The sequence below is a fragment of the Brevundimonas vesicularis genome, assembly GCF_044807075.1.
In the GTDB taxonomy this organism is placed as follows: Bacteria; Pseudomonadota; Alphaproteobacteria; order Caulobacterales; family Caulobacteraceae; genus Brevundimonas; species Brevundimonas vesicularis_G.
This window is the reverse complement of sequence record NZ_CP085234.1, coordinates 733327-758459: the sequence shown is the minus strand read 5'-3', so window position 1 is coordinate 758459 and position 25133 is coordinate 733327. Positions and strand designations below refer to the sequence as shown.

The window sequence follows — 25133 nt, the reverse complement described above, 5'->3', positions numbered from 1 at the left end:
TTGAGCGCCTATCTTCGTCCCATGATCGACGACCTCTACAGCGCGCGCATCCTGTCGCTGGCGGCGAACCTGCCGCATGCGGGGCGTCTGCCCGCGCCTCAGGGCACCGGCGAGCAGGTAGCGAAACTGTGCGGGTCGCGCGCGACGGTCGATGTGACGTTGGACAACGCGGGCCGCATCGCCGACTTCGCCCAGGACGTAAAAGCCTGCGCCCTCGGCCAGGCCGCGGCCGGGGTGCTGGGTCAATCTGTGATCGGCGCGTCGGTCGATGATCTCAAGGACGCCCGCGACGCCATGATCGCCATGCTGAAATCCGGCGGCGACGGCCCCGTCGGTCGGTTCGAGGATCTGCGCCTGCTGAAACAGGTCGCCGACTACCCCGCCCGCCACGCCTCGACCCTGGTCTCGCTGGAGGCGACGCTGGAGGCGGTGAACAATGCCCTCGCCGCCCGAACGCGTCTCGCCGGCGCGGCCTGACAGGCACGACCGGTTGATCCCCCTGCGATGACAGGGGATAAGCGCGGCGAACCTCTCAAGCCCCCGGCGAAGGGACATATGTCTCTCTATGAACGCGGCGTGCGCGCGGCCCATCGGGGCTACAAGCTGACGCTGTCCCCCCTGATCGGCCAGCAGTGCCGGTTCCTGCCGACCTGTTCGGATTACGGGCGCGACGCCCTGATCCAGCACGGACCGGTAAAGGGGGGATGGCTCACCGTGCGCCGCCTCTGTAAATGCCATCCTTTCGGGGGATCGGGATACGACCCGGTCCCGCCAGTTAAAGACTGACATATGATCGACCTGAAATTTCCCGACGGCGCGGTGCGCCAATACCCGGCCGGTTCGACGGCGCGCGACGTCGCGACCTCGATCTCGCCGTCGCTGGCGAAGAAGGTCGTGCTGGCCGAGCTGAACGGCGAGCAGCGCGACATGGGCCGGGTGCTGGAGACGGGCGGCGACTTCCGCCTGATCATGCGCGACGACCCCGCCGCCCTCTATACGATCCGCCACGACACCGCCCACGTCCTGGCCGAAGCGGTCCAGACCCTGTTCCCCGGCACCCAGGTCACGATTGGCCCGGCGATCGAGGACGGCTTCTATTACGACTTCTACCGCGAAGAGCCCTTCTCGACCGACGACTTCGCCGCCATCGAAAAGGAGATGGGCCGGATCGTGGATCGCGACGCCAAGTTCGAACGCGAGGTCTGGGAGCGGGACGACGCCATCAAATTCTTCGAGGCGCGCGGCGAGAAGTTCAAGGCCGAGCTGATCCGCGACCTGCCGGGCACCGAGACCATCACCCTGTACAAACAGGGCGACTGGATCGACCTGTGCCGGGGTCCGCACTTCCCCTCGACGCGCCATGTCGGCAAGGCGTTCAAACTGACCAAGCTGGCCGGCGCCTATTGGCGAGGCGATTCCAAGCGCGAGCAGCTGCAACGCATCTACGGCACCGCTTGGGCCACCAAGGAGGATCTGGACGCCCATCTGCAGCGTCTGGAAGAGGCTGAGAAGCGCGACCACCGCAAGGTCGGCAAGGCGATGGAGCTCTTCCATATGCAGGAAGAGGGCCGGGGCATGGTCTTCTGGCACCCGAAGGGCTGGGTCCTGTGGCGCGTGCTGGAGGCCTATATGCGCCGCCGACTGGACGCCGCCGGCTATGTCGAGGTCAAGACGCCCCAGGTGCTGGACCGCAAATTCTGGGAACAGAGCGGCCACTGGGACAAATATCGCCCGAACATGTTCGTCTGCGAGACGGTCGAGGGCGAGGAACTGAGCCTGAAGCCGATGAACTGCCCGGGCCACGTGCAGATCTTCGACCAGGGTCAGCGGTCCTATCGCGAACTGCCGCTGCGCATGGCCGAATTCGGCGCCTGCCACCGCTATGAGCCGTCCGGATCGCTGCACGGCCTGATGCGCGTGCGCGGCTTCACCCAGGACGACGCCCACATCTTCTGCCGCGAGGACCAGATCGTGGAGGAGACGGCCGAGTTCATCAAACTGGCCCGCAGCGTCCATGCCGATCTGGGCATGGAGACGGCCTACATCAGCCTGGGCACCCGCCCCGAGAACCGCGCCGGCACGGATGAGTTCTGGGACAAGGCCGAGACCCTGATGGCCGAGGCCGCCCGCGCCGCCGGAACCGAGCCGGTCGTGACCGAGGGCGACGGGGCCTTCTACGCGCCCAAGTTGGATTTCATCGTCAAGGACGCCATCGGCCGCGAATGGACCTGCGGCACGATCCAGCTGGACTACGTCCTGCCCGAACGTCTGAACGCCACCTACATCGCCGAGGACGGCCAGAAGCACCGGCCGGTCATGCTGCACCGCGCGATCCTGGGCTCGTTCGAGCGCTTCATCGGCATCATGATCGAGAACTACGCCGGGGCCTTCCCGCTGTGGCTGGCCCCGACCCAGGCGGTGGTGGCCACCATCACCTCGGACGCGGACGACTACGCCCGCGACGTGATGGCCAAGTTCAAGGCGGCCGGCCTGCGCACCGAGATCGACCTGCGCAACGAAAAGGTCGGCTACAAGGTGCGCGAACACTCGGTCGGCAAGGTCCCGGTCATCGCTGTCGTCGGTCGCAAGGAGGCGGAAGACGGCATGGTCGCCATCCGTCGCCTGGGCTCGCAGGCCCAGACGTTGGTCACGGTCGAGGAGGCCATCCGCATCCTGACCGACGAAGCGACCCCGCCGGATCTGAAGCGCGCCGGTTGATGGATTGGAGGCGGCTCTCGGCCGCCTCCTCATCCGCCGTAGAATGTCGCCAATGCGCGGTCTCGGCCACGACGAGCTCAAAGCTGAGCGTTCATCGTATCTTAGGTGAAGACGCGCCACCTTGGGTCATTGCTCGACGAGATCCGAAGATGACGACGTTCAAGACCCATCCTGGCCGTTCCCTTCTGCAACATCTGATTGCCGACGGTCATATGCGGTATCTGATCATCGCCAGTTGGGCGGTTGCCTTATTTACCGCCACCGATTTGGCGACCGCAGCGTTGTGGTTTGCAGCCGCGACCGCGTCGGGACTGCTGCGGACGTTCGCCGAACGTGTTCTGGTGATCCGGGATGAGCGACTGCACGGCCGGATCAAGCTGGCGGCCGCCACTATTTCCTGCATCGCCTGGTCTGCGGCGCCGCTGCTCGCCTTCCTCTACGGTGGCGCCTATGGCGTGCCGCTGGGCGTGGCTCTTCTCATGGCCGGTTATGTGTTGGTCTTCACCCAGATGCGCGCCGCCCCCCGTGAGGCTCTGATCGCATCGGCGCCCTATTCGGTGGTTGTGGTCCTGCTACTGGCCAAACTGTGGGGCACGCCCGGCTTTTGGGTAGTGCTCAGCATGGTCCCGGTCCTGGCGCTGGCCTTGGTGATCAAGGTGGCGATCACCCAGATGAAGGATAGCGATCTGGAGACCGTAAACCGGCGCCAGGCCGAGCTGATCGCCGAACTCGAAATCGCCCGCGACAGCGCGACCGCCGCCAGCGCGGCCAAGTCCAACTTCCTGGGCGTCATCTCTCATGAGCTCCGCACGCCGATGAACGGGGTTCTGGGGGCTGCGCAACTGTTGCAAATGTCCGAGCTCAGCGACCGCCAGAAGGAGTTCGTGGGGGTCATCCGCGACTCCGGCGAAGGGCTCATGGTGCTGCTGAACGACATCCTCGACATCACCAAGATCGAGTCCGGCAAGATGGAGTTGGACTTCGTCGATGTCGAAGCCGAGACTCTCGCCGCTCGGCTGACGGGCCCGTTCAAGGCGCAGGCCGAGGCGCGCGGACTGACCTTCACGACCGACATCCGCGGCCCGCTGCCGCCGCTTCTCAGAATGGACCCGCTGCGCCTGGCCCAGGTGACGCATAACCTGCTGGCCAACGCCATCAAGTTCACGCCCCATGGGGAGGTTCGCCTGATTATCGACAGCGAGCCGGCAGGCGACGGCCGCACGACCTTACGACTTGGTGTGGTCGATTCCGGCATCGGCATCGCCGCCGACGATCTGACGCGCCTGTTCCAGCCCTTCTCTCAGGTGGACGGGTCGTCCACCCGCAAGTTCGGCGGCACCGGCCTGGGGCTCAGCATCTGCCAGCGTCTGGCCGCCCTGATGGACGGCGAGATCACGGTGACGTCGACCCCCGGCAAGGGATCGACCTTCACGCTTCACGCGACGTTCGACACGCCTGCGACACAGCCTGTCCGCGCCGCCGCCTGATCAGTCGCGCAGCAACTCGTTGACGCCGGTCTTGGCCCGCGTCTGCGCGTCCACACGCTTGACGATGACGGCGCAATACAGCGAAGGCCCGCCATTGGGATCCGGCAGCGACCCCGGCACGACCACCGAATAGGCCGGCACCTCGCCCCGGAACACTTCGCCGGTCGCCCGGTCCACGATCTTAGTCGAGCCCGACAGATAGACGCCCATGGCCAGGACCGCGCCCTCGCGCACGATCACGCCCTCGGCGACCTCGGCGCGGGCGCCGATGAAGCAGCCGTCCTCGATGATGGTCGGATTGGCCTGCAGCGGCTCCAGCACGCCGCCGATGCCCGCGCCGCCCGACAGGTGCACATTCTTGCCGATCTGGGCGCAGGAGCCGACCGTGGCCCAGGCATCGACCATCGAACCCTCGTCGACAAAGGCGCCGATGTTCACGAACGACGGCATCAGCACCACGTTCTTCGCAATGTAGGCGCCATGACGAACAAGGGCGCCGGGCACGGAGCGGAAGCCCGCCGACTGATACTCCGCCGCGGTCCAGTCGCCGAACTTGTTGGGCACCTTGTCCCAGAAGGGGCCGACGCCAGGGTTGGCGCCCGCGCCGGGGCTGACGGCCGAACGGTCGCCGCCCGCGCGCATGAGCCGATTGTCATTCAGGCGGAAGGACAGCAGCACCGCCTTCTTCAGCCACTGATGCGTGGTCCAGACGCCGTCCTCGCCGCGCGAGGCGACGCGCGCCTGGCCGGAATCCAGCAGGCCCAAGGCGGTTTCAACGGCGTCTCGCACCTCGCCATGCGTGGCGGCGGACACCTCGGCGCGCTGTTCCCAGGCGGCCTCGACGACGGATTCGAGATGCGACAGGTCGGTCATGCGGCGTCCTTGAAGGTCAGGTCGGAGAGGAAGTCGAAAAGGTCTGGGGCCACATGGTCGATATGCGGCCCGATCGGCTTGCCGTGACCATCGCCGATCAAGACTGTCGCCATGCCTAGCGCCTTGGCCGGCTCCAGGTTCTTGGGCGTGTCCTCGAAGAAGGCGGATTGGTGCGGATCGATGCCGAACTGCTCCAGCATCCGTCGGAAGGTCGCGGGATTGGGCTTGGGCGTCAGATCCCCATCCTCGATGGCGAAGACGCCTTCGAAACAGTCGGCGACGCCGATCCGGTCCAGCACACGGTGGGCGTATTCACGCGCGCCGTTGGTGAAGACATAGCAACGACCGGGCAGCGCCTTCAGCCGTTCCGCCAGACGCGGATTGGGTTCGACCCCATCCAGCGGCACGTCGTGCACCTCGCGCAGGAATCGTTCGGTATCGACCGCATAGTTGGCCATCAGTCCGGCTAAGGTCGTGCCGTGCTCGTCCAGAAACTGGCGCTGCATCGCGGCTGCAGCCTCGGGCTCCAGCCCGACGGCCTCGACCACAAAGGCGTTGATGCGCGCCTGGACCAGCCGCATCAGACCCTGCTCGCGTGGATACAGGGTGTCGTCCATGTCGAACACCCAGGCGCGCACATGCCCAAGGGATGTGGAATGGGGGTCGATCAAGACGCCTTCACCAGGGTGCCGGCGCCGAACTCGGTGAACAACTCGACCAGCATGGCGTGCGGCCGACGCCCGTCCAGAATCACCACCGCCTCAACGCCCGCGCGAACGGCGGCCATGGCGGTCTCCAGCTTGGGGATCATGCCGCCGGTGGCGACGCCGGTGTCGATCAGGTTTTGCGCCTCTTCCAGCGTCATCTGGCGGATGATGTCGCCGTCGGCGCCCTTGACCCCCGGCACGTCGGTCAGCAGCAGCATCCGCTTGGCGTTCAGCGAACCCGCGACCGCGCCCGCCACCGTGTCGGCATTGACGTTGTAGGTCTGGCCATCCTCAGCCACGCCGATCGGGGCGATGACCGGGACCCAGTCCTCGGTCTCGGACGCGATCAGGCCGGCGATCAGCTTGGGGTCCACCTTGGTCGGCTCGCCGACGTAGCCCAGGTCGACCTCGTGCTCGATCATGCTGTCAGGGTCGCGCTTAGTCCGGCGCGTCTTCTCGACCGTCAGCAGACCGGCGTCCTTGCCCGACAGACCGACGCCGCGCACGTCCGCCTCCTTGCCGGCCATGGTGATCCAGTGAGCAATCTCCTTGTTCACCGCGCCCGACAGCACCATCTCGGCGACCTCCATCGTCGCCGGATCGGTGACCCGCAGCCCGTCGACGAAGCTGGACTTCACCCCCGCCTTGTCCAGCATGGCGCTGATCTGCGGCCCGCCGCCATGCACCACCACCGGGTTCACGCCCATCAGCTTCAGCAGCACCACATCGGCCGCGAACTGCCGCGCCACAGCGCTCTCGCCCATGGCATGACCGCCGTATTTGATGACCACGGTCTCGCGGTCATAGACCTGAATATACGGCAAGGCCTCGGCGAGCGTCTTCGCCGTCTCCCAACTGCGTTCTTCCGACTGGCGTTCTGTTTCGTTCATCAAGCGCGCGAGATAGCGGGCGTTACGAGTGGTGTCACGCAGGAAGCGTGATACTGAGCCAGGATCGGCATTGGGAGTTGTGGCCGACTGCCGCACTTCCTGAGCGCGAGAACGCAGTTAGTATGAGGTATTTTGATGAGCAGCGATCGCCTCGCCATACTCGAACGCTACGTCGTGGCCAGCAAACACGCCGCACTCGACATATACTATCGCAGCCTTGGAACCCGAGTTCTGCGTTGTATTGTCTGCGACACCGCCGACAGCACTGACAGGATGCGCACATCGCGCACAGTCTGCCGGTTCGGAGGAGGAGAGCTCGTTCGTCATCACTGCCGCACATGTGGCGCTCTGTTCGGACCGGAGAAGATGCTGGTCATGAGCGAGGCAGAACTCTCCTCCGAATACGAAATCCTCTACGCTTCCTATCAGGAAGGCGACACCGTCGAGGATACGGCCCGGACTTTCTATGCAATCGAGCCTGTTCGCGGCGACGTGTACCTGGATTGGGGCTGCGGCTGGTGGTCATCATCGCTGGCGCAACTTCGATCGGAGGGCTGGAACGTCTGGGGTTACGAGCCAACCCCTGGCGGCTCCTCCGAGTTCATTCTCAACGATCTAGGCCACGTCGCGTCGGGCCTTTCAGGCATCTATTCGAACAACACCATAGAACATTTCATCCATCCCGTGGATGAATTCAGGAAGATGAGAGCGCTGCTGCAGCCTGGTGCGCGGATGTCCCATTCGTCACCTTGCTATGAGGAACGTTATCTCGACACCCGCTTTCACACCGTCTTTTATCTTGAAAACAGCATCGACATCGTCGCCGAGCGGGCCGGATTCCGTATTCTCGCGAAGGAGCGAGATCGCGAATACATCAATACCGTATTCGAAGCCGTTTAGCGCGCTGATCTCTTAGCTGCGGCTGAGCTTGCCAACCCGCGCGGGCAAGGTAGGGTGGTGCTCCAAACCACGATAGGATGCCAGATGATGCCTGCCACCCTGACCAGCCGCGTTTTCAACATCACGTCCTCAAACCTCGACGGACAGTCAGGCTGGCCGTTTGCGTCATCAGCGGGCGGCGGCGTTTCGGCCTTTGCTGTCTGCGGATGCTGCGGCCGTTTGGTGTCCGACAGCGTCAGTGACGGGCATCAGGGCGCGATCGTCAATATCGACAGTCGCGGCGGATCAGGCCCGAACGGCAAGCCGTCGCTTTCAACAACGGACGCGGGACTTCAGATTACGCGCGGCAATCAGTCGTGGATTTCTGGCGGCCAGCCACTCGGCACTGCGGCGACCGTAACGTTCGCTTTCAGAGCCAGCGCGACTACAATGCCAAGCGACACGGCGGGATTCAGCCAGTTCACCGCCGTGCAGATCGCCGCGACGCTGTTGGCGCTGCGATCGTGGTCGGATGTCGCCAATATCGTGTTCCAACAAGTCGATGACGGATCTGGTTACTCCAACAACGCCTCAATCCTGTTTGGGAATTATTCCAGCGGACAGAATGGCGCCGCCGCTTTCGCCTACGGACCCGGCACGGTCTCATCGACGTCAAACTCCGGCGATGTCTGGGTCAACTCGACGCTAAGCTATAATGCTGCGCCCTTGATGCTGGGATATGGCCAGCAGGTTCTAACCCACGAAATCGGCCACGCGCTGGGTCTTCGCCATCCGGCGGATTACAATGCAAGCGAAGGCGTTTCTATCACCTACAGCAACGACGCGACTTACTTCGAAGATTCGCGCCAATATACGCTAATGAGTTATTTCTCGGAGACAAACACCGGAGCATCGTTCCTTGGTAGTTATTCGTCCGCACCTCTTCTAGACGACATCTCCGCAATTCAGCGCCTCTACGGCGCCAACATGGCGACCCGCACCGGCGATACAGTCTACGGCTTCAACTCCAACACCGGCGCGGCCTGGTATGGGCCCGGCAGTCAGGATCGAATGATCTTCGCCGTATGGGACGCAGGCGGCGTCGATACGCTTGATTTCTCCGGCTATGCCGGACCCCAGACCATCGATCTTCGACAAGGGCACTTTTCGAGTGTTGTCGGCCTGACAGGCAACGTCTCGATAGCCTTGGGCGCGGTGATCGAAAACGCGATAGGCGGCACGGGCGCCGACACGATATACGGCAATGCGGTCGACAACGTCATCACCGGGAACGGCGGGTCTGACACCATCGACGGCGGACTGGGGACGGACACCGTCGTGTTCTCGGGCGCCCGCAACACCTATCAAATTAACTGGGACGGTCAGGTCGGCACGATCACCGGCAATGGCTGGACGTCCACCGTCCGCAATGTCGAGTTCCTGAGATTTTCGGATCAGACCGTCACCCTGACACCCAATGGTCCGCTGACCGTCACCGGTGACGTGACCGACAACCGGATCGACGGCACGAACTTCGCGGACAGCCTGGGCGGCGCGGGCGGCAACGACGTGTTGAACGGCTTCGGCGGCGCCGACTATCTGAACGGCGGATCCGGCAACGACACGCTGGACGGCGGGGATGGCGACGACACGCTGATCGGCGGCACGGGCGACGACACCCTGATCGGCGGTGCGGGCTGGGACGTCGCGGATTACACGACGACCTCGTCGGGCTTGAACGCAAACCTCGCGACCGGCGTCGTCACCAGCGGGTTTGATACCGATCGGCTGTCTGGCGTGGAACAGGTGAACGGCACGACGGCGAACGACATCATTCGCGGCGACGCCGGGGCGAACATCATCCGTGGTGGGGGCGGCGCGGACCGCCTTTACGGCGGCGATGGCGACGATCAGCTGTTCGCCGGCGGCGGCGGCGTGAGCGACGCCTCCGACATCTTCAAGGCCCGTTCAGTCGCCAACTCCGGCACGGGGTCTGCGGTCAATCTGGACGACGGCTTCGATCTCGTCACACGCGAGGGCGTGCCCGACAACGTCATGCCGCACGCGACGGTTCTGGCTCAGACCCATGGCGGACTGGAATATTACAGTGTGACTTTGGCCGCCGGAGCAATCCTGCGTGTCGACATCGACAACGCGTCGTTTGACTCGACGGTGCGCATCTTCGACACCAACGGAACCGAGATCGCCCAGAACGATGACACGCCGGCCTCGAATTCCGAGGGCTCGTCCCAAGATTCATACATCAACATCACCGTACAGACGGCTGGCATCTACTATATCCAGGTCGGACAGTTTGCGAATGGGACAGGCGTGGGTGGTTTCGCGACGTCCAGCCCGCCATCCGGTAATCAATACACGATGCACGTCTCCGTCAGCAGCCACAGCTATGCCAGCGGCGTCGCGACCGGAAGCGTGCTCGATGGCGGCGAGGGCGCGGACATTCTGAACGGCAACTCCGCAAACGACACCCTCTTGGGGGGCAATGGAGACGATCGTCTGTATGGCGGTGGCGGAAACGATACGCTTGACGGTGGAGCAGGCGTGGATACCGCCGTCTATGTCGGCGCGCGCTCGACATACACGATCTCCACGACCAACGGCGTCACAACGGTAACGGGGCCGGACGGCGAGGATCGCGTGACCAACGTCGAGCGATTGCAGTTCGACGACATGACGATTTCGCTGAACGACCCGGGCGTTAACTTGTCTGGCACGGCGGCCGCCGACACGCTCACGGGCTCCGCGTCGGACGATATCCTGTCCGGCCTGGGCGGAAATGACGTGCTGAACGGCTTGGACGGTAATGACATCCTGTTTGGGGGCGCGGGAGCCGATCAACTCAACGGCGGCAACGGCGTCGATACAGCCTGGTACGAAAACACCGCCGGCGGAGTTCTGGTCGTCGATCTTCTGAACACGTCGCAGAACACGGGCGAAGCGGTAGGAGACACCTACAATTCCATCGAACGGGTCGTTGGCTCGACGGGCGACGACATCATTCGCGGCACCGCCGGCACTGATTATTTCGTCGGACGCGAAGGCAACGACGTCTTCCTGGGCCGTGGCGGCGGTGATCTGTTCGACGGCGGCGCGGGCGTAGACACCGTCTGGTACGATCAGCAAGCTGTCGTTGATCTCGTGTTGTCATCGACAAACAGCGGCGCTGCGGCAGGGGATCGCTACACATCGATTGAACGGGTTGTGGGGTCCAACGCCGACGATGTCATGCGTGGCACCGGCAACACCGACTACTTCGTTGGACGTGACGGCAATGACATCTTCGAAGGCCGCGGCGGCGGCGACTGGTTCGACGGCGGCGAAGGAATCGACACTGTCTGGTACAACACCCAGGCGACGGTCGATTTGCTGGACTCAACCACAAACAGCGGCGCGGCCGCTGGCGACCATTATCAATCGATTGAGCGCATATACGGCTCCGAAGTGGGCAATGACATCATGAGAGGAACCGCCGCCACGGAGTACTTCCTCGGTAGAGCCGGTCACGACATCTTCCAGGGTCGCGGTGGAGGCGACTGGTTCGATGGCGACATAGGCATAGATACCGTCTGGTACGATACGGCCGCGACGGTCGATCTGGCCGGCCTGACTCAAAACGGCGGCGGGGCGACCGGAGACCGCTACGTCTCCATCGAGCGCGTCGTCGGATCCAATGATGTCGACATCATCCGCGGTACGGACAACGCCGACTATATGCTGGGCCGTGGCGGCGACGACATCTTCCTCGGGCGTGGCGGCGCCGACACCTTCGACGGCGACGATGGCGTGGATACGGTCTGGTACGATCAGGGTGTGACCGGCGGAACGCTGCTGATCGACCTGATCAGTTCTGGGAGAAACACAGGCGAAGCCGCCGGTGACACCTATGTTTCCATCGAGCGCGTCGTGTCCTCAAACAGCGCCGACTATGTGCTAGGCACCCAGAGCCGAGACTTTATCCTGGCCCGCGACGGCGACGACGTAATCGAGGGACGCGGCGGTGACGACGTCATCGACGCCGGAGCGGGATCAGACCGGATCGCCGGCGGCCTAGGCGCCGATTTGCTCACCGGCGGAGGGGGTCGTGACGCCTTCGTCTATTTCGCTGCCGCAGAAGGCGGCGATGTCATCACCGACTTCCAATCGGGCGAAGACCTGCTGGAGTTCCGTGGGTTTGGCCTGACGGGCAACGACTGGTTCGTGAACGGCCTGACGGCGACCGGAAACGGGCCCCAGATCCTTTGGGATGCGGCCACAGGACGTGTGCTCTGGGATCCGGACGGCGCGGGCGCAGGAGGTGCGGCTCTAATCGCCACCCTTCAGGCTGGAGCCTCTCTGAAAGCCAGCGACATCATGCGGATCGATCCGGCCTCTTCGATGTCAAGCAAGATGATTTTGAACGAGGACGCACAGACCTTGCCGGGATCGACCGACTTCGACGCGGTCAAGAGCCATGACATGTTCACGTTGCCTGTGGAGTGGATGGTCTCGCCGATCGAGCTCGATCCGTCGCCTGCGTTGTCACATCGTGTGTGGATGCCTGTCGCTGATCATGACTGGATGATGTAAAGGCCGTTTCCCGTCGCAGTTCGCGGCGGCGAAGCAGAGAGATTGCATGGCTCGGGCCTGTATCGACGGTTGGAACCTTTCGTTAGCGAAAGGCTCGGGCATCGCCACTTATGGACGAAATCTGGCTGAGGCCCTCGCGGGCCTTGGCACAGATGTCGAACTCCTGCATGGGCCGACGGCTCCGTCCACCGCCAGCCCGCTGCTCAACGAAATCACGCTGACGGATGCACGCCGTTCGAGCCGAAAAGCCAGCGCCGCCAGGGCTGTTTCGACAATCCTGTCGCGCTTCGGCCGCTCCGCTCGCCTGGTTGAACAGAGCGGTATGATTGTCAGCCGCGACGATGCCTTGCCCATTAGTAGACATTGGGCGGCGCATGACCTCTTCGCCACCGCTAACCGCGCACACAATGTCTATGGAACTTTCACCCCCCTGATCTTCCAGAAGTCCTTAGACGGATACGGTTCGCCTGACATCATGCATTGGACGACGCCATTGCCGATCCATGCCCTTCGGGCTGCCAATGTGTACACGGTTCACGATCTGATACCGCTGAAGTTGCCGCACACGACCTTGGACGACAAAAGGCGGTATCATGAGTTGATGACGTCGGTTGTGCGCAGGGCCGATCTGTTGCTGGCCGTGTCGGAGACAACTCGTCAAGATCTGATCGCCATGCTCGGTGCTGACGAGCGCAAGGTGATCACCACCTACCAGGCCGTTGCTACGCCGAGGGGTGAACAGAAATCGACAGACGATCTCGCGAATGAATTGGCGACGCTTCATGGCTTGGAACTCAAAGGGTATTTCTTATTCTTTGGCGCCATCGAGCCCAAGAAGAACGTATCGCGTCTGATCCAGGCCTATCTGGATAGTCGCGTGTCCACGCCCCTCGTCGTCGTGGCGGGACGTGACTGGCTAGCGCAAGAAGATCTCGCCCTGCTCAATCACGCTTCGGAAAGCACCAGCGGCGTGAGACGCATCGAGTACCTGCCCGTCGCCCTTCTGCAGAATCTGATCCGTGGCGCGAAGGCGACGCTGTTTCCCTCTCTGTACGAGGGATTTGGCCTGCCGATCCTGGAATCGATGATGGCTGGAACCGCCGTCATCACATCAAACGTCTCTGCTGCGGCAGAAATCGCAGGCGACGCAGCGGTGACTGTTGACCCCCGCAGCATCGAGGCGATCCGCGCCGCCATCGTCGCGCTGGATAGCGACCAGGACAAACGCCTCGCCCTAGAGGCTGCAGGACGACGACGCGCAGACGCCTTCTCTGTAGACGCCTATAAAGACCGTTTGAAACTGGCCTACCGCACGCTTGGAATTTCATGACGGCTATCGAAACTCGGCTTGAGCCGGCGTCCTCCGTCGGCATCCTTGTCACGCCAGGCGCCGACAGCGACGCTTGGCTCTCGAAAGCGCGCGCCTTTCAGCAACAGTCAGCCGATCCGATCGTTCAGATCAGCATGTCTGTCGATGAGGCTTTGATGATGGGCGTCGACGACTGGCTTGTGGTGCTCACCGAAGCGCCGAATACCCGGCCTGAGTTTCGCGCAGATCAGGCACGCGACCTGTCGAGGCTATTCTCTCAGTGCGCCGAGAGAGGCGGCAACTGCAAGGTGTTCGGAGAGGGCGCCGATGTTGCGTCCGTCAGGATTGCAGAAGCCGCTCTCATTCGCGACAGTCAGGCGCCGATCAGCCCGACACATGGCCCGCTTCAGTCCCTGGCCGTGTTTCGGGCAGACGCGCCGGCGACGCCGATCGACGTCGCGCTGCTCAGGATGAATGATCGACGCTTGGTCCCTGGCGCGCCCCTTGCGACCTTCGACCTGACGGGAAGACCGGAGGTCCTGGTCTGGGGCCCTCACATTACCCTGCCTCCTGGCAAATGGCGTTTGTCCATCGGCTTCGAGGTCGACCGAGCCGCTTCGGCTCAGAGCCTTGCATTCGAGTGGGGCGATCTGGATGGGCATGAACGCCACGAAGTATCGCTAGGCCGTGCGGGTCGATACGACATTGTCCTGGACAGGGATTGGGACGTCGCGAAGATCGCTGAGTTGCGCGTGTCCGCAGCACATGCTGTGTTTGCTGGCTGTCTGCGAGTGATTTCCGTCTTGATTGGCCGAGCGCCGACCGAACAGCCTCAGGCAGCTCTCAACCAGCTGTAGACATCTATGGCCTCAGCGACGTCATCGAAGAACTTCACCTGCCCGCTTTCGATTATGAGGGCGCTGGAACAGACGCCGGCGACGGAGTTCATATCGTGGGACGCCATTATGAAGGACCTGTCCGCGCGGCGCGTGAATAGCTCATCCGCGCATTTCGCGGCGAAACGCGCGTCTCCAACCGCAATGAGTTCGTCGATTAGATAACAGTCGAAGTCGATCGCGAGGGACAGTCCGAAAGCCAGACGCGCGCGCATACCCGACGAATAGTGTTTCACCGGTTGCTTCAAAGCCAAGCCTAACTCGGCAAAGTTCTCGACCCGTTCGAGCACCGCCTCGTATTCACTGGCGTAAACACGCGAAAGGAATCGGATGTTGTCCAACCCGCTGAGGCTGCCCTGAAAACCGCCACCAAACCCGATGGGCCAAGACGGCCGAACCTTCCAGGTCAACTCGCCTTCGGACATAGGCAATACCCCGCCTAGGATCTTGATGAAGGTCGATTTGCCTTGGCCGTTGCGACCCAAGATCGCCAAGCGGTCGCCCTGCACAAGAGAAAAGTCCAGGTTGCGGAACAGCCAGCGCTCTCCAGCGCCGTGACTAGCGGGAAAAGCCTTTCCTAATCCGCGCACGTCAAGCGCCGTCGGCAGAGGCGCTGAGGTCGCGTCTTCAAGCGCAACGGATGTCATCCCTGATTGTGTTCTCTGAGACCGGCGACGACAAGGTAAGCCGTGCCGTAAAGGATCAGAAGACTGGCGAACACGGTCAATATAGCAAGCAGTCGCTTGGGCTGCGACGCATCGGTTGGCAGATTGGGGCGTACGACACGTTCCAGATAAAGACGCTGGCTACGGGCCTCCGACTCCGAGCGATCCAGCATCGCCCTGGCGGAACCCAGCGCCTTGTCCGCATATTCCCGATCCAATGCGAGGGCTTCGTATGTTTCGAGCTTGGGCGCCAACGAGTCAGCCGCCCCCGCCATCTTGGCCTGCTCGGCAGCGATCTGGCGCTCAAAGGCGGCGATCCGGCTGTCGAGCGCGGCAAGTTGTGGACTTTGCGGTGCTTCAGAAGACAGTTGGGACCGTTCCGCGCGAAGGTTTGCCACTGTGCCACGCAGATTGCCGATCAACTCCATATTTTCAACCGCCGCCTTGGCCGGATCCAGCAGGCCTTCTCGGTTTCTGAAAGTCGTCAGACGCACTTGCGCGGCCGTCAGTCGGGCTTCCGCCTCGGCGACGTCACGACGGGCGTCCCGCACAGCGCCTTCATCGGCGCGCGTGTTGAGCTGATTGACAAGGCGCTCACCACCATCGAGCAGCGCGTCGGCCAAAGCCTGGGCGTCTTGCGGTCGGAAAGCTCTGACGCGAAGGGTGCTCAAGCCGGTGGACGAGTCGTATCCCACTGTCACGAACCGCTTCAGACCGTCGTGAAGACTGTCGAACGACTGGCCATCCCAAGGGCGCGGGTAACGCGATAGGGCATCCACGCCAGGACGTGCCAGGATGGCGCGTACATCCAGCTTGCCACGAAGATCCTCCAGCGCGTTGCGAGAGCGTATATACTCATGAACCGCATAGGCGTCCGTCTGGTTGGACGAAAGCCCGACACCTTGCAGGGCGACGCCCAGGCTGGATGGCTGCTCCTGCGACTTGGATCGCACGACGAAGCGAGCTTCCGAGGTGTACTGCGGAGACGCGATCAACAGATAGTAGATTGCGACCAGAACCGTGGGAGCGACCACCACGATGAGAAACGACAAGGGAACTTTTCTCAACAGTCGCTGCCAAGCGGGAGTCGTGTCGGCCTTTTCGGCGTAGTCGCCGACGCCACGGTAGGTCAAAATTGGCTTGTTCATTTCGAGTTCCAGAAACGGTTGCGCCGCTTCATTCCATTTCCAGATGATGCTTGGCGCGCGCCAAAAGCACCAGACCGATAAAATTCAGAGCAACCGCCCAGGCGAAGGCGTATCCGGCGTCATAATAGGTGGGAGTGAACTCGCCGAACATGCCGGCGCGAACCATCTCCACGGTATGTGGAATAGGCACCTTCAGCAGGATGTCTCTATAATGCTGGGGCAGCCAGGCCATCATGGTGAAAACGCCGGAAAGCGGGATCATCGCATACTGAAGCACCGGCGAAACACGTTCGAACAACTCGTAACGCAGCGCCAAGCCGGCGAAGACGAAACTGATCCCGCACCCCATGAAGGCGAGCAGAAACCATCCAGAGTAAAAGAGCAGTAGGTCATGAGGCAAATCCACCTGGCGGATCGACAGCATCGCCAGATAGACGACGAAGAACGCCATCGTATTGCCGGCGATCTCAAGGCCACACCGCGAAAGATAGAGGTGCATCACTTTGACCGGGCGATGATAGAGCAGGCCGCCGTTGGCCTGCAGCGCATTCATGTTCGCACCGACCAAATGCCGAAGCAGAAGCAGGCACATGTAACCGGTCATGATAAATGGGGCGATCCGCACGCCATGCTCGTAAGCTGGCTTGATCAGCGACCACATGATGATGACGCCGAAGCAGAACAGCAACGGCTCGCCAATCAACCACAACAGCCCCAATCCCTGACGGCCATAACGCGTGACCGTCTCACGCATCATCAGGGCGCCGATGATGCGGATGTGCGACCCAAACGAATTGTCAGTCGCGATCAAGACGCATCTCGCAACTCGAACAAGGCGTCAGGATTCTCGGGCCAGTAACGCAGCGCACGGCGATAATGAACATGGGCGCCTTCGATGTTCCCGGCGAGCTTGGCCGCATGGCCGAGATGCAGATAGGCGTCGCTGTTCAGTGGTTCCTGATCGATCGCTCTTTGGTACATATGCGCAGCTTCGTCGACCTTGCCTTGTTCCTTCAGCGCATGACCGATCTGGATCATCAAGCGCGCATCCCAAGGCCGGTCCTGAAGCAGGCCGCGATACTGCCCCTCCGCAGAGCGCCAGTGTCTAGCGGAGAACGCCTTTTGGGCAGACCGCAACCTCCTGCCATAAAGCCAGCGCTGCAGCTTCGTACCAGCCTTTTGCGATTTGGGGCGCACTGGGCCTGGCTCAGGCAAGGCGAAGCCCAGATCCCCGAGACCGTCCTTGGCCGCGCCGAAGTCGGGGTCCATCGCCAAGGCCCCGCGGAAGATGTCCGCAGCCAGATCGCGTTCGCCGGTATTTTTCAGCAGATGTCCGAGATGCAGGCATGTGTCCACGTCAGATGGCGAAAGGGCGAGGGACCGGAAATAGGCGACCTTCGCTTCTTCGAACTGACCGTTTTCTTTTAGCATGTGTCCGTATTGCTTCCATGCGGACGCTTTTCGGGGCTTCACGGCGAGGTAGGCGGCGTAAGCGTCACGCGCGCCTTGCCAGTCACGTGCGGACTTCGCCCGACGAGCTTCCGCCAACAGTGCAGCGCCGTCCGTCAAGCTTGCTGGTACGCTGGGGATGGCGACCGGGGCCGATGTTTCGCTTTCAGACCCAGAGGTCTCGGCGAACTTCGGCGCTTGGGCGCCGAGCGCCGGCGGTTCTGGCTTCGCTTCGGGCGAAGCGCTCCGTAGCGCCCGTCGATGGCGCGTCGCCGCTGCCTGCAACTCGATCTCAAGCGCGTCGCGCTCAGCACTCAGAGCCTGAATGCGAGTGATGTCCTCAAGACGCCTTCGCTGGATCGCGCTAGTTTTTCTCTGCTCGTTTTGGAGCGCATTGCGAACTTTGCCGAGTTCAGCCATTTCGGCTGCGACAGCATCCAGCGCTTCAATCAAGCCAGAGAACGTCTTTTCCTGACGTTCGCCCAAGGTTTCGACAGCTTTGCTCAGCGCCTCGGTGTCCTGCGCGCTCTTGTTGGCAAGACGCACAAGAGCTTCTCGGGACATGTCAGCATTGTCAGCGATAGCGGCGCTCAAGGTTTCTAGGCGCTCATGTGTCTTCGCGTGAATCGCATCAAAGTTGTTGTATAAGGTCTTAACTTGCTCATCCGCTTTCGTCTGACCAGCGTCGACCGTCGCAGACAGGGATTCGAGACGCTCAAGAGATGCGAGTTGTCTGGCTTCAGCCTGCCCACCCAACGTGTCCAAACGCTCCTGCATCGTGGCGTGCGCCGCATCCACGCTTTCCGACAAGGCTGTTAGACGGTGCTGAGAGGAGGTATGGCGCGTCTCCGCGTCAGCCATCATGTTTTCAAGTGCGCGCAGACGGGTGTCGAGGAGCGCTAGCCGATCGTCCATCTGGCCCAAGGCTATGGACAACCCGGCCTGAGAACCCGCCACGCGACGCATCGTATCCACAGGGGTTGCGCCAGCGGCGGATTTTGTGTCGACCATATTTATCCCGCAAACCTGACGACGCTATTACGCTTCACCGCGCACCTTGGAAAGCTCTGCTTTTGCAGAACTTCCAGGCTTAGCGAGAAGAATGTTCGCCGTTTCCATTCCCAGCAATGAGACGACATCGCAGTCTGACAACTCACCTGTGTTGTCGTCGATCAAGGCAACTTCCGACAGGCCGTGACGCGAGAAATCGCCGAACCAATCCTGCGGCGATACACCCGTCCGCGCCAAATGACTTGCGGCGAATTCTGCAACGACCAGCAAGTCCGGAGAGTCTCGACAGACACGAGACATGCCCTTTGCGACCTCATTTTCCCAGCCTTCGGCATCGATCTTGATCAGGGAAACGACCTGCCCTGGAGTCACGATGTCATCCAAAGCGAGAACGCAGACCTCGATCTCACCAAACTGAGTTCCGTCCTGCACCGCCAAACTGCCGAGCATGCTATTAGAGCCAAGGAAATAGCTGGAACGCCCCGCTTGAGCGCCGCACGCCACGACATGAAGACTGATGCGGTCACCAAACCCGTTCGAAACGAGGGTTCGACGCGCAGCCTCGGCCGAGCGCGGATTCGGTTCAACGAGAACGACATGACCTTCAGCGCCGACATGGCGGGCCAACTCCACCCCAATCAAGCCGATGTGCGCTCCGACATCGACGACCAGGTCGCCCGCCTTCACTGCCCGCTGTAAAAGCGTTTGAACGCCGGGTTCATGACCGCTGACCCCATCGGCCAAATGCAGAATAGAGCGGAACTCTTCTGCCCCCGCGACGGCCCAACCATTCGTGCGACGGATTGCGACAAAGTCGTCATCCAACGGAACGACTTGCCTCTGAAGACCAGCCAGGACCATGTCCTGCAACTGGGCGATGCGGCTTTCAATCAAAAAAAGCCGTGCGTCCAAAGCAGAACCGTCCGTCGTCATGTCGCAACCTTCCCTAAAATTGCCGCCTCGGAATAGGCCGCCGCCACCTGGCTCCATCCGTAGGTGGCGATACGGTTGAGACAAGCTTTCTGAAGGGTAAGCACCGAGTCGCGATCATGAAGCGTCGCTATGATCAGACTTCGCAGCTTGCGACTGTCATTCGGATCAAAAACGAACCGGGCCAACTCAGGCTCGTCAGCGACGAGTTCACGCAAGTGCGGGCCATCAGCCATGAGACAGGGCGTTTCCACGCTCACAGCCTCGTAAAACGGGAACGGCCCTAGGCCGCCTTCAAAGATGGACGGGTGCACCGCGACCGCCGCGCAATGATAGAAGGCGGCGTGAACGTCTCGAGGCAGGTCAGTCATGGACACGACGTCGCCCGCCATCTGGTCGTGTTCGAGCTGATTAGGCAGAGGCGTCCAAGTCGCGCCGAAATGCAACGGAGCGGTCATGAACAGCTTCAAGCCGAGCCGGTCTTCTCGCACGAGCGCCCGAACGGCTTCCGCGACGAGCCGGATGTTTTTGGTCACACGATCCTGCGTCGAGACAGCGACATAGTCGACTTCCTCGAAAGGAAAGTCCGCCAGCTGGGACCAGCCACGCTCGCGCGCATGCGACCTCAAAAGGTCGGCGGCCACGGAGCGGCTGGCCTGCGTCGCGCCATGCTTGGCGTAGGGCGCCAAGTGAGAAAGATTGGGCGGCGCGTGCGGCACGACGTGGATCTTGTCTCTCGGCACTCCGAACAACCGCCCGGCCTGATCGTCCGCAACGTGGTTCGAGAAGGTGACGACCCGATCAGAGCCATCCAGCAAGGACTGGACCTGCTGGCGCCACCTGAGGTGATACCCGTTGGGGCCCCAGGCGCCTGCATCAGGGACAGGGAAGGCGACCGGTATCCCGTCGGGGAAGATGGTGGCCACCGGAGCATCCAGCAGCAGAGCGTGACGGAAATATGGGAAAAGCACGATCCATCCGTCGACCTTGACGGAGGCGTTAGCGAACCGGGCCTGGCCCTCGAAATCGTCAGCGGCAAGCTTCATTTCTGGCGGAGGAGAATGCAGCACATAGTCCACACCCTCCACGGCTTGCAGCGCGGTCAGATCTTCACGAGCCTCGGCGCGGACGCCATCGGGTAGGACGATGTGAAAGATGTAGGTCTTTCCCTTGGCCACCCCCTCGATCATGAAACCGAGAAGCCGCGTCATACCCTCATTGGCCCAACGTGCGCCGACCGGCCACTCCGTCCAAACGCCAACCGGAATGCGCGAGACGCTCTTGGCCGATTTCAACGTTGCGCTCATGCGGCGCCGGGCCCATCAAAGCCGGCGGCCGCGTCCGCATAGGCTTGGGCGACTGCGGCCCAACCGCGTTTACGTCGACGTTCATACGCCGGCCGCTGAAGGTCCACCGCCGCCTCGGGGTCCTTCAAGACATCGAGAACAAGCGTACGCATCGCGGAAAGGTCGTAAGGATCAAAGGTCAGCGGCTCCAGCTCGGGGGCCGTCTCCATCAACTCTCTGACGTGCGGCCCCACCCCCATGATGCATGGAGTGCCGACACTGACGGCCTCATAGAAGGTCAGGGTGCCGACGATACCTTCATAGAAGGTCGGATGTATGGTGAGAGCAGCGCAATGGAAGAGCGCCGCATGGACGTCGCGCGGCACGTCAGGCATCGAGACGATGTCGTGCTGCATCTGGTGACCCGCGACCAAGCCGGGGAAAAGAGTCCAGTTGGCGCCGTGATGCAGGGGCGCCGTTGTGAACAGCTTCAGATTTTTGCGCTCATCACGCACCAGGCGTCGCACGACCTCGGCCGCTCGACCGACATTCTTCGTGACGCGATCCTGAGTCGCCACCATGACGAAGGGCGTTTCCTCGAACGGGAAGGCGCGCAGATAGTCTAACCCCTTGGTAGCGGCGTAGTCGCGAACAATATTGGCCGCCAGACGCAACGTCTCAGGCGTCTTCTTGCGATCCTTGATGAACGGCAAAATGGGCGCCAAATCCGGAGGTGCGTGCGGCACGACCCGGATAAGGCTTTCATCCAAACCCAAAAGTTTCACGCCGTGACGACGCGCTACGTGTTTCGAGTGAGCGATGACGGCCTGACCGTCCGAAAGCGTTTCGCGGGCGATCTGCTTCCATTGAACCCACTCGCCTTGCGGGCCCCAATAGTGGTTGTAGTCCCAGCCGATCGGGAAGTCGTAGGGAATCGCATCCGGGAGCAGCACAGCCTTGCGGCCATTCAGAAGACGCGACCCCGTGAAATGGGGGAAGGTGTTGATCCAGCCCGCAACATCGATCTGGCTATTGGCATAGGCCGCCATGGACGCGGCGATGGCGGACTTGCCGGAGATCGGCCCGTTCTGCTTGATCCACTTAGCCTCAAAAGCGGCAGTGGGTTCATCGACGATCCAGTCTACGCCCTCCTTCGCAATCAGTGTGCGCAAGTCGTCTCGCACCGTTTCAGCCATGCCTCGCGGCACAAGCACGCGAAACGTGTAATCGCCCGTTTCCGCCCCGCCCTCGATCAGGAAACCGACGATTCGAGAAATGCCTTCATTGGCCCAGCGCGCGCCAGGAGGCAGCTCGCTCCAGACGCCGATTTCAGTCCGATTGCCTTCACTCACCGGAACGCCTCCAGAGACGTTCGACGACAGACGACCAGTCATCAGCTTCGTCTTTCGGCGACGAGGACGAGCGTGGAGCCGAGTGTTCGCTCGACAGCGCCAGCTTTAGGGCGTCAGCGATCAGGCCCGCTTCCGAATGATCGTAGAAGAACGCCTTCACCCCCAACGCTTCAACAAGCCGTTCTGCCTGCGGATAGCGCAGCCCGACAAAAGGAACGCCGACCTGCGCCGCCCGCAAGACGCCTTCCGGTTCTCCATCCGCCAAGGCGCTGGACCAGACGATTTTCGCTCGCGACAAGACGCGAGCCAACTCCCGCTCGTCTGACACCGTCTCGCACGCGATCGACTCGGCGGCGCGACGGGCGCGTGCCGGCGTCGCAGACAAGGTCAGTTGCCCATCTTCGGGATCGAAACCATAGGCCTGTTCGCCGCAGACCGTAATTTGGGCGTCTTCGCCTTCCGACCTCAAGATCCGAATGGCTTCCAAAGCGACCGCTGGGTCGTGGCCAGCGTAGGGCTCAGCCACCCACAATAGATCAATCGGAGCACCGGATGAGTGCTTGGACGCATCACGGAAGTCTAGCTTCAACTGAGGAGACAGGACGATGCGGTCTCGGCGCACCCCCGCATAGCCTGAGATGTCGTCGTTCGTCGCCGCTTGCGAAGAGAATACGCAATCGGCCTGACGCCAGAGACGGAAGGCATGGTCTTGCCGCCGCCAGAAAATATGATCGAGTCCTGAAGCAAACGCTGTCGGCACATAGCGCTGCGCCAGATCGCGGACATAATAGGCAACGGGTTTCAGGGGAGCGACGGCGCCTTGAGCTGCGTCAGCGCAGATGATCCACGCGTCGCAATCAACAAAGTTCCAGCCCCAGTCCCTGGGAAGCGCAACGTCGGGGATATCATCAAGACTGGCCTTCAGATCCGGGAACATCCGTTCAGCCATTGCGGGTTCGACCCGCTCCCAACCGAGATGGCGGACGACGATACCGTCATCGCCCGTCAGCATTTCGGCTTCTTTCCTGCGCCAATCAGCCTCGGATTCGCGCGGCAATCCGATAGCGACTGTGATCTCGCTGCCGTCAGGAGCGCCGGTTTGGCGCAGAGATCGAGCCAACTCCTTTGCGCGCCAACGCCACCCCAGATCAGGACGCTCGGGAAGAAGTATCGCGATTTTCAAGGGTTGAACCTCGTACAAATGGGACCACCCGAATACGGTCCCCTCTGCAGCAAAGCAACGCCAATTGCCGATCTGGTCTCGCCCGCGCTTGGCGTAGGCGTCGCCAGCAGCTAGTAAGACCCCGCTTTCATGGAGGGCTTGCGTGCCAAGAGCGTTTATCACCGGGATCACGGGTCAGGACGGGGCCTATTTGGCTGAGTTCCTCCTGGACAAGGGCTATCAAGTCTGGGGTCTGGCGCGACGCTCCAGTTCGGGCGGCCTGCATCTGGACCGTCTGGAATGGCTTGGCGTTCTCGACCGGATCAATCTGGTGGAAGGCGACTTGGGCGACCTGTCCAGCCTGATGCGCATCATCGCCGATGTCGATCCTGACGAGGTCTACAACCTGGCGGCCCAGTCCTTCGTCGCCACGTCCTGGCAGCAGCCGCACCTGACCGCTAACGTCACCGGCGTCGGTGTGCTGAACGTGCTGGAAGCCCTTCGTCTGCTCAAGAGCGAAGCCCGTTTCTATCAGGCCTCTTCGTCGGAAATGTTCGGGCTGATCCAGCACGAGAAGCAGAGCGAGACCACGCCCTTCTACCCGCGTTCGCCCTATGCCGTCGCCAAGCTCTACGGCCACTGGATCACAGTGAACTATCGCGAGAGCTTCGGGATGCACGCCAGCTCGGGCATTCTGTTCAACCATGAATCTCCGCTGCGCGGGCAGGAGTTCGTCACCCGCAAGGTCACCGACGGCGTCGCCCGGATCAAACTGGGTCTGGCCAAGGAACTGCGTCTCGGCAACATCGAGGCCAAGCGCGACTGGGGTCATGCGCGCGACTACGTCCGCGCCATGTGGATGATGCTGCAGCAGGAGACCGCCGACGACTACGTCGTTGCAACCGGCCAGACCTGGACCGTCAAACATATGGTGGACATCGCCTTCAAGCACGCTGGCCTGTCCGTCGAAGACCACCTGGTCATCGATCAGGCGCTGTTCCGCCCGGCCGAGGTCGACATTCTTCTGGGCGATCCCGCCAAGGCGGAGCGGCAACTTGGCTGGACGCCGACGATCACTTTGGAAGAGATGATCTGCGAAATGGTCGACGCCGACGTCGCGCGGCTGACCCAGAAGCACCGATAAGGGGCCTCTTATTTCCCGATTGGTGGTCATCGGCGCGGGCGGACACGCCAAGATCGTGGTCGAACTGGCGAGGTCCTGCGGGTTCGAGGTCGTGGGTTGCTTGGACGCCGACGACACGCCTCGGTTCGTTGTCGGCGCGCCTGTGATCGGTAGGGACGACATGGCGTCGTCCCTGCTGTCGAACGGCGTGCGTTTCGCCGCCCTAGGCATCGGGAACAATCGCGTGCGGGAACGTATCGGGGTCGAGTTGGAAGCCCTGGGTTTCAGCCTGCCCGCCTTGATCAGTCCGAACGCCATAGTGTCGCCGTCCGCCGAGGTCGAGCGCGGCGCCATTGTCATGCCGGGCGCCGTCCTGAACGCCGAATGCCGCATCGGGCCGTTCGGCATCGTCAATACCAGCGCGTCCGTTGATCACGACTGCCGCCTTGGCATTGCGGTCCATATCGCGCCCGGCAGCCGTTTGGCCGGCTCCGTCATCGTCGGCGACCGCGCCATGATCGGCGTGGGCTCGGCCGTCGCACCGGGCGTTTCGATCGGAGCCGACGCCGTCCTAGGCGCCGGCGCCACCGCTATTCACGATATTCCATCTAATACTGTCGCCGTCGGGACCCCCGCCCGCGCAAGAGCAACAAGGTAATCT

At 62.1% G+C, this 25133-nt stretch carries 21 protein-coding genes; 10 read left to right on the top strand and 11 right to left on the bottom strand.

Annotation, left to right across the window (positions count from 1 at the left end):
- The first annotated feature begins 21 nt into the window (after positions 1-21).
- The 4 genes from LG306_RS03615 (at position 22) to LG306_RS03600 (ending at position 4205) form a co-directional block, all read left to right on the top strand.
- On the top strand, positions 22-477 hold the full coding sequence (locus LG306_RS03615; RefSeq protein WP_404419636.1) for an iron-sulfur cluster assembly scaffold protein: 456 nt from the start codon (positions 22-24) through the stop codon (positions 475-477).
- A gap of 78 nt (positions 478-555) precedes the next feature.
- The gene (yidD, locus tag LG306_RS03610; protein WP_039243812.1) at positions 556-786 is read left to right on the top strand and encodes a membrane protein insertion efficiency factor YidD; all 231 of its coding nucleotides are present in this window, start codon (positions 556-558) and stop codon (positions 784-786) included.
- Between the two features lie 3 nt (positions 787-789).
- Positions 790-2718: a threonine--tRNA ligase gene (gene thrS, locus LG306_RS03605; RefSeq protein WP_404418281.1), complete on the top strand. Its 1929-nt coding sequence runs from the start codon at positions 790-792 to the stop codon at positions 2716-2718.
- A gap of 149 nt (positions 2719-2867) precedes the next feature.
- On the top strand, positions 2868-4205 hold the full coding sequence (locus LG306_RS03600) for a sensor histidine kinase (protein WP_404418279.1): 1338 nt from the start codon (positions 2868-2870) through the stop codon (positions 4203-4205).
- Here LG306_RS03600 and dapD read toward each other — a convergent pair whose 3' ends face one another.
- From dapD to argB, 3 genes are read right to left on the bottom strand one after another with little or no spacing between them, the layout of a single operon-like run.
- Complete coding sequence (gene dapD, locus LG306_RS03595; RefSeq protein ID WP_404418277.1) at positions 4206-5078, bottom strand: 2,3,4,5-tetrahydropyridine-2,6-dicarboxylate N-succinyltransferase; 873 nt, start codon at positions 5076-5078, stop codon at positions 4206-4208. It abuts the gene before it with no gap.
- Positions 5075-5749 carry a pyrimidine 5'-nucleotidase gene (locus LG306_RS03590; RefSeq protein ID WP_404418275.1) on the bottom strand — a complete coding sequence of 225 codons (675 nt, stop codon included), beginning with the start codon at positions 5747-5749 and terminating at the stop codon, positions 5075-5077. Before LG306_RS03590 ends, dapD begins: the two co-directional genes overlap by 4 nt.
- Positions 5746-6675: an acetylglutamate kinase gene (gene argB / locus LG306_RS03585; protein WP_045810017.1), complete on the bottom strand. Its 930-nt coding sequence runs from the start codon at positions 6673-6675 to the stop codon at positions 5746-5748. Before argB ends, LG306_RS03590 begins: the two co-directional genes overlap by 4 nt.
- A 135-nt stretch (positions 6676-6810) precedes the next feature.
- Here argB and LG306_RS03580 point away from each other — a divergent pair, with 135 nt between their 5' ends.
- The 4 genes from LG306_RS03580 (at position 6811) to LG306_RS03565 (ending at position 14307) form a co-directional block, all read left to right on the top strand.
- Complete coding sequence (locus LG306_RS03580) at positions 6811-7575, top strand: methyltransferase domain-containing protein (protein ID WP_404418273.1); 765 nt, start codon at positions 6811-6813, stop codon at positions 7573-7575.
- A gap of 429 nt (positions 7576-8004) precedes the next feature.
- The gene (locus LG306_RS03575) at positions 8005-12141 is read left to right on the top strand and encodes a M10 family metallopeptidase C-terminal domain-containing protein (protein WP_404418271.1); all 4137 of its coding nucleotides are present in this window, start codon (positions 8005-8007) and stop codon (positions 12139-12141) included.
- 46 nt (positions 12142-12187) lie between these two features.
- Entirely contained in the window at positions 12188-13471 is a 1284-nt protein-coding gene (locus LG306_RS03570) for a glycosyltransferase family 4 protein (RefSeq protein ID WP_404418269.1), read from the top strand.
- Positions 13468-14307 (top strand): hypothetical protein, encoded by an 840-nt coding sequence (locus LG306_RS03565; RefSeq protein WP_404418267.1) that lies wholly within the window; start codon positions 13468-13470, stop codon positions 14305-14307. The genes LG306_RS03570 and LG306_RS03565 overlap by 4 nt, the downstream gene beginning before the upstream one ends.
- Here the strand turns inward: LG306_RS03565 and LG306_RS03560 are convergent.
- Genes LG306_RS03560 through LG306_RS03525 form a run of 8 tightly spaced genes read right to left on the bottom strand, consistent with a single transcriptional unit; the run spans position 14283 to position 23370 of the window.
- The gene (locus LG306_RS03560; protein ID WP_404418265.1) at positions 14283-14993 is read right to left on the bottom strand and encodes an ABC transporter ATP-binding protein; all 711 of its coding nucleotides are present in this window, start codon (positions 14991-14993) and stop codon (positions 14283-14285) included. The two genes, LG306_RS03565 and LG306_RS03560, sit on opposite strands and share 25 nt — an antisense overlap.
- On the bottom strand, positions 14990-16159 hold the full coding sequence (locus LG306_RS03555) for a Wzz/FepE/Etk N-terminal domain-containing protein (protein WP_404418263.1): 1170 nt from the start codon (positions 16157-16159) through the stop codon (positions 14990-14992). The genes LG306_RS03560 and LG306_RS03555 overlap by 4 nt, the downstream gene beginning before the upstream one ends.
- 28 nt (positions 16160-16187) lie before the next feature.
- Positions 16188-16970: an ABC transporter permease gene (locus LG306_RS03550; protein WP_404418261.1), complete on the bottom strand. Its 783-nt coding sequence runs from the start codon at positions 16968-16970 to the stop codon at positions 16188-16190.
- Positions 16967-18619 carry a tetratricopeptide repeat protein gene (locus LG306_RS03545; RefSeq protein ID WP_404418259.1) on the bottom strand — a complete coding sequence of 551 codons (1653 nt, stop codon included), beginning with the start codon at positions 18617-18619 and terminating at the stop codon, positions 16967-16969. The genes LG306_RS03550 and LG306_RS03545 overlap by 4 nt, the downstream gene beginning before the upstream one ends.
- A gap of 27 nt (positions 18620-18646) precedes the next feature.
- Positions 18647-19552, bottom strand: coding sequence for an FkbM family methyltransferase (locus LG306_RS03540; protein WP_404418257.1), 906 nt, complete (start codon positions 19550-19552; stop codon positions 18647-18649).
- On the bottom strand, positions 19549-20844 hold the full coding sequence (locus LG306_RS03535) for a glycosyltransferase (RefSeq protein WP_404418255.1): 1296 nt from the start codon (positions 20842-20844) through the stop codon (positions 19549-19551). Before LG306_RS03535 ends, LG306_RS03540 begins: the two co-directional genes overlap by 4 nt.
- A gap of 8 nt (positions 20845-20852) precedes the next feature.
- Positions 20853-22229, bottom strand: coding sequence for a hypothetical protein (locus LG306_RS03530; RefSeq protein WP_404418253.1), 1377 nt, complete (start codon positions 22227-22229; stop codon positions 20853-20855).
- Positions 22180-23370, bottom strand: coding sequence for a hypothetical protein (locus LG306_RS03525; protein WP_404418251.1), 1191 nt, complete (start codon positions 23368-23370; stop codon positions 22180-22182). Before LG306_RS03525 ends, LG306_RS03530 begins: the two co-directional genes overlap by 50 nt.
- A 142-nt stretch (positions 23371-23512) precedes the next feature.
- Here LG306_RS03525 and gmd point away from each other — a divergent pair, with 142 nt between their 5' ends.
- On the top strand, positions 23513-24493 hold the full coding sequence (gene gmd, locus LG306_RS03520; protein ID WP_371929723.1) for a GDP-mannose 4,6-dehydratase: 981 nt from the start codon (positions 23513-23515) through the stop codon (positions 24491-24493).
- 22 nt (positions 24494-24515) lie between these two features.
- A complete protein-coding gene (locus LG306_RS03515) occupies positions 24516-25130 on the top strand; it encodes an acetyltransferase (protein WP_404419634.1) in 615 nt (204 codons plus the stop codon).
- Positions 25131-25133: the final 3 nt, after the last annotated feature.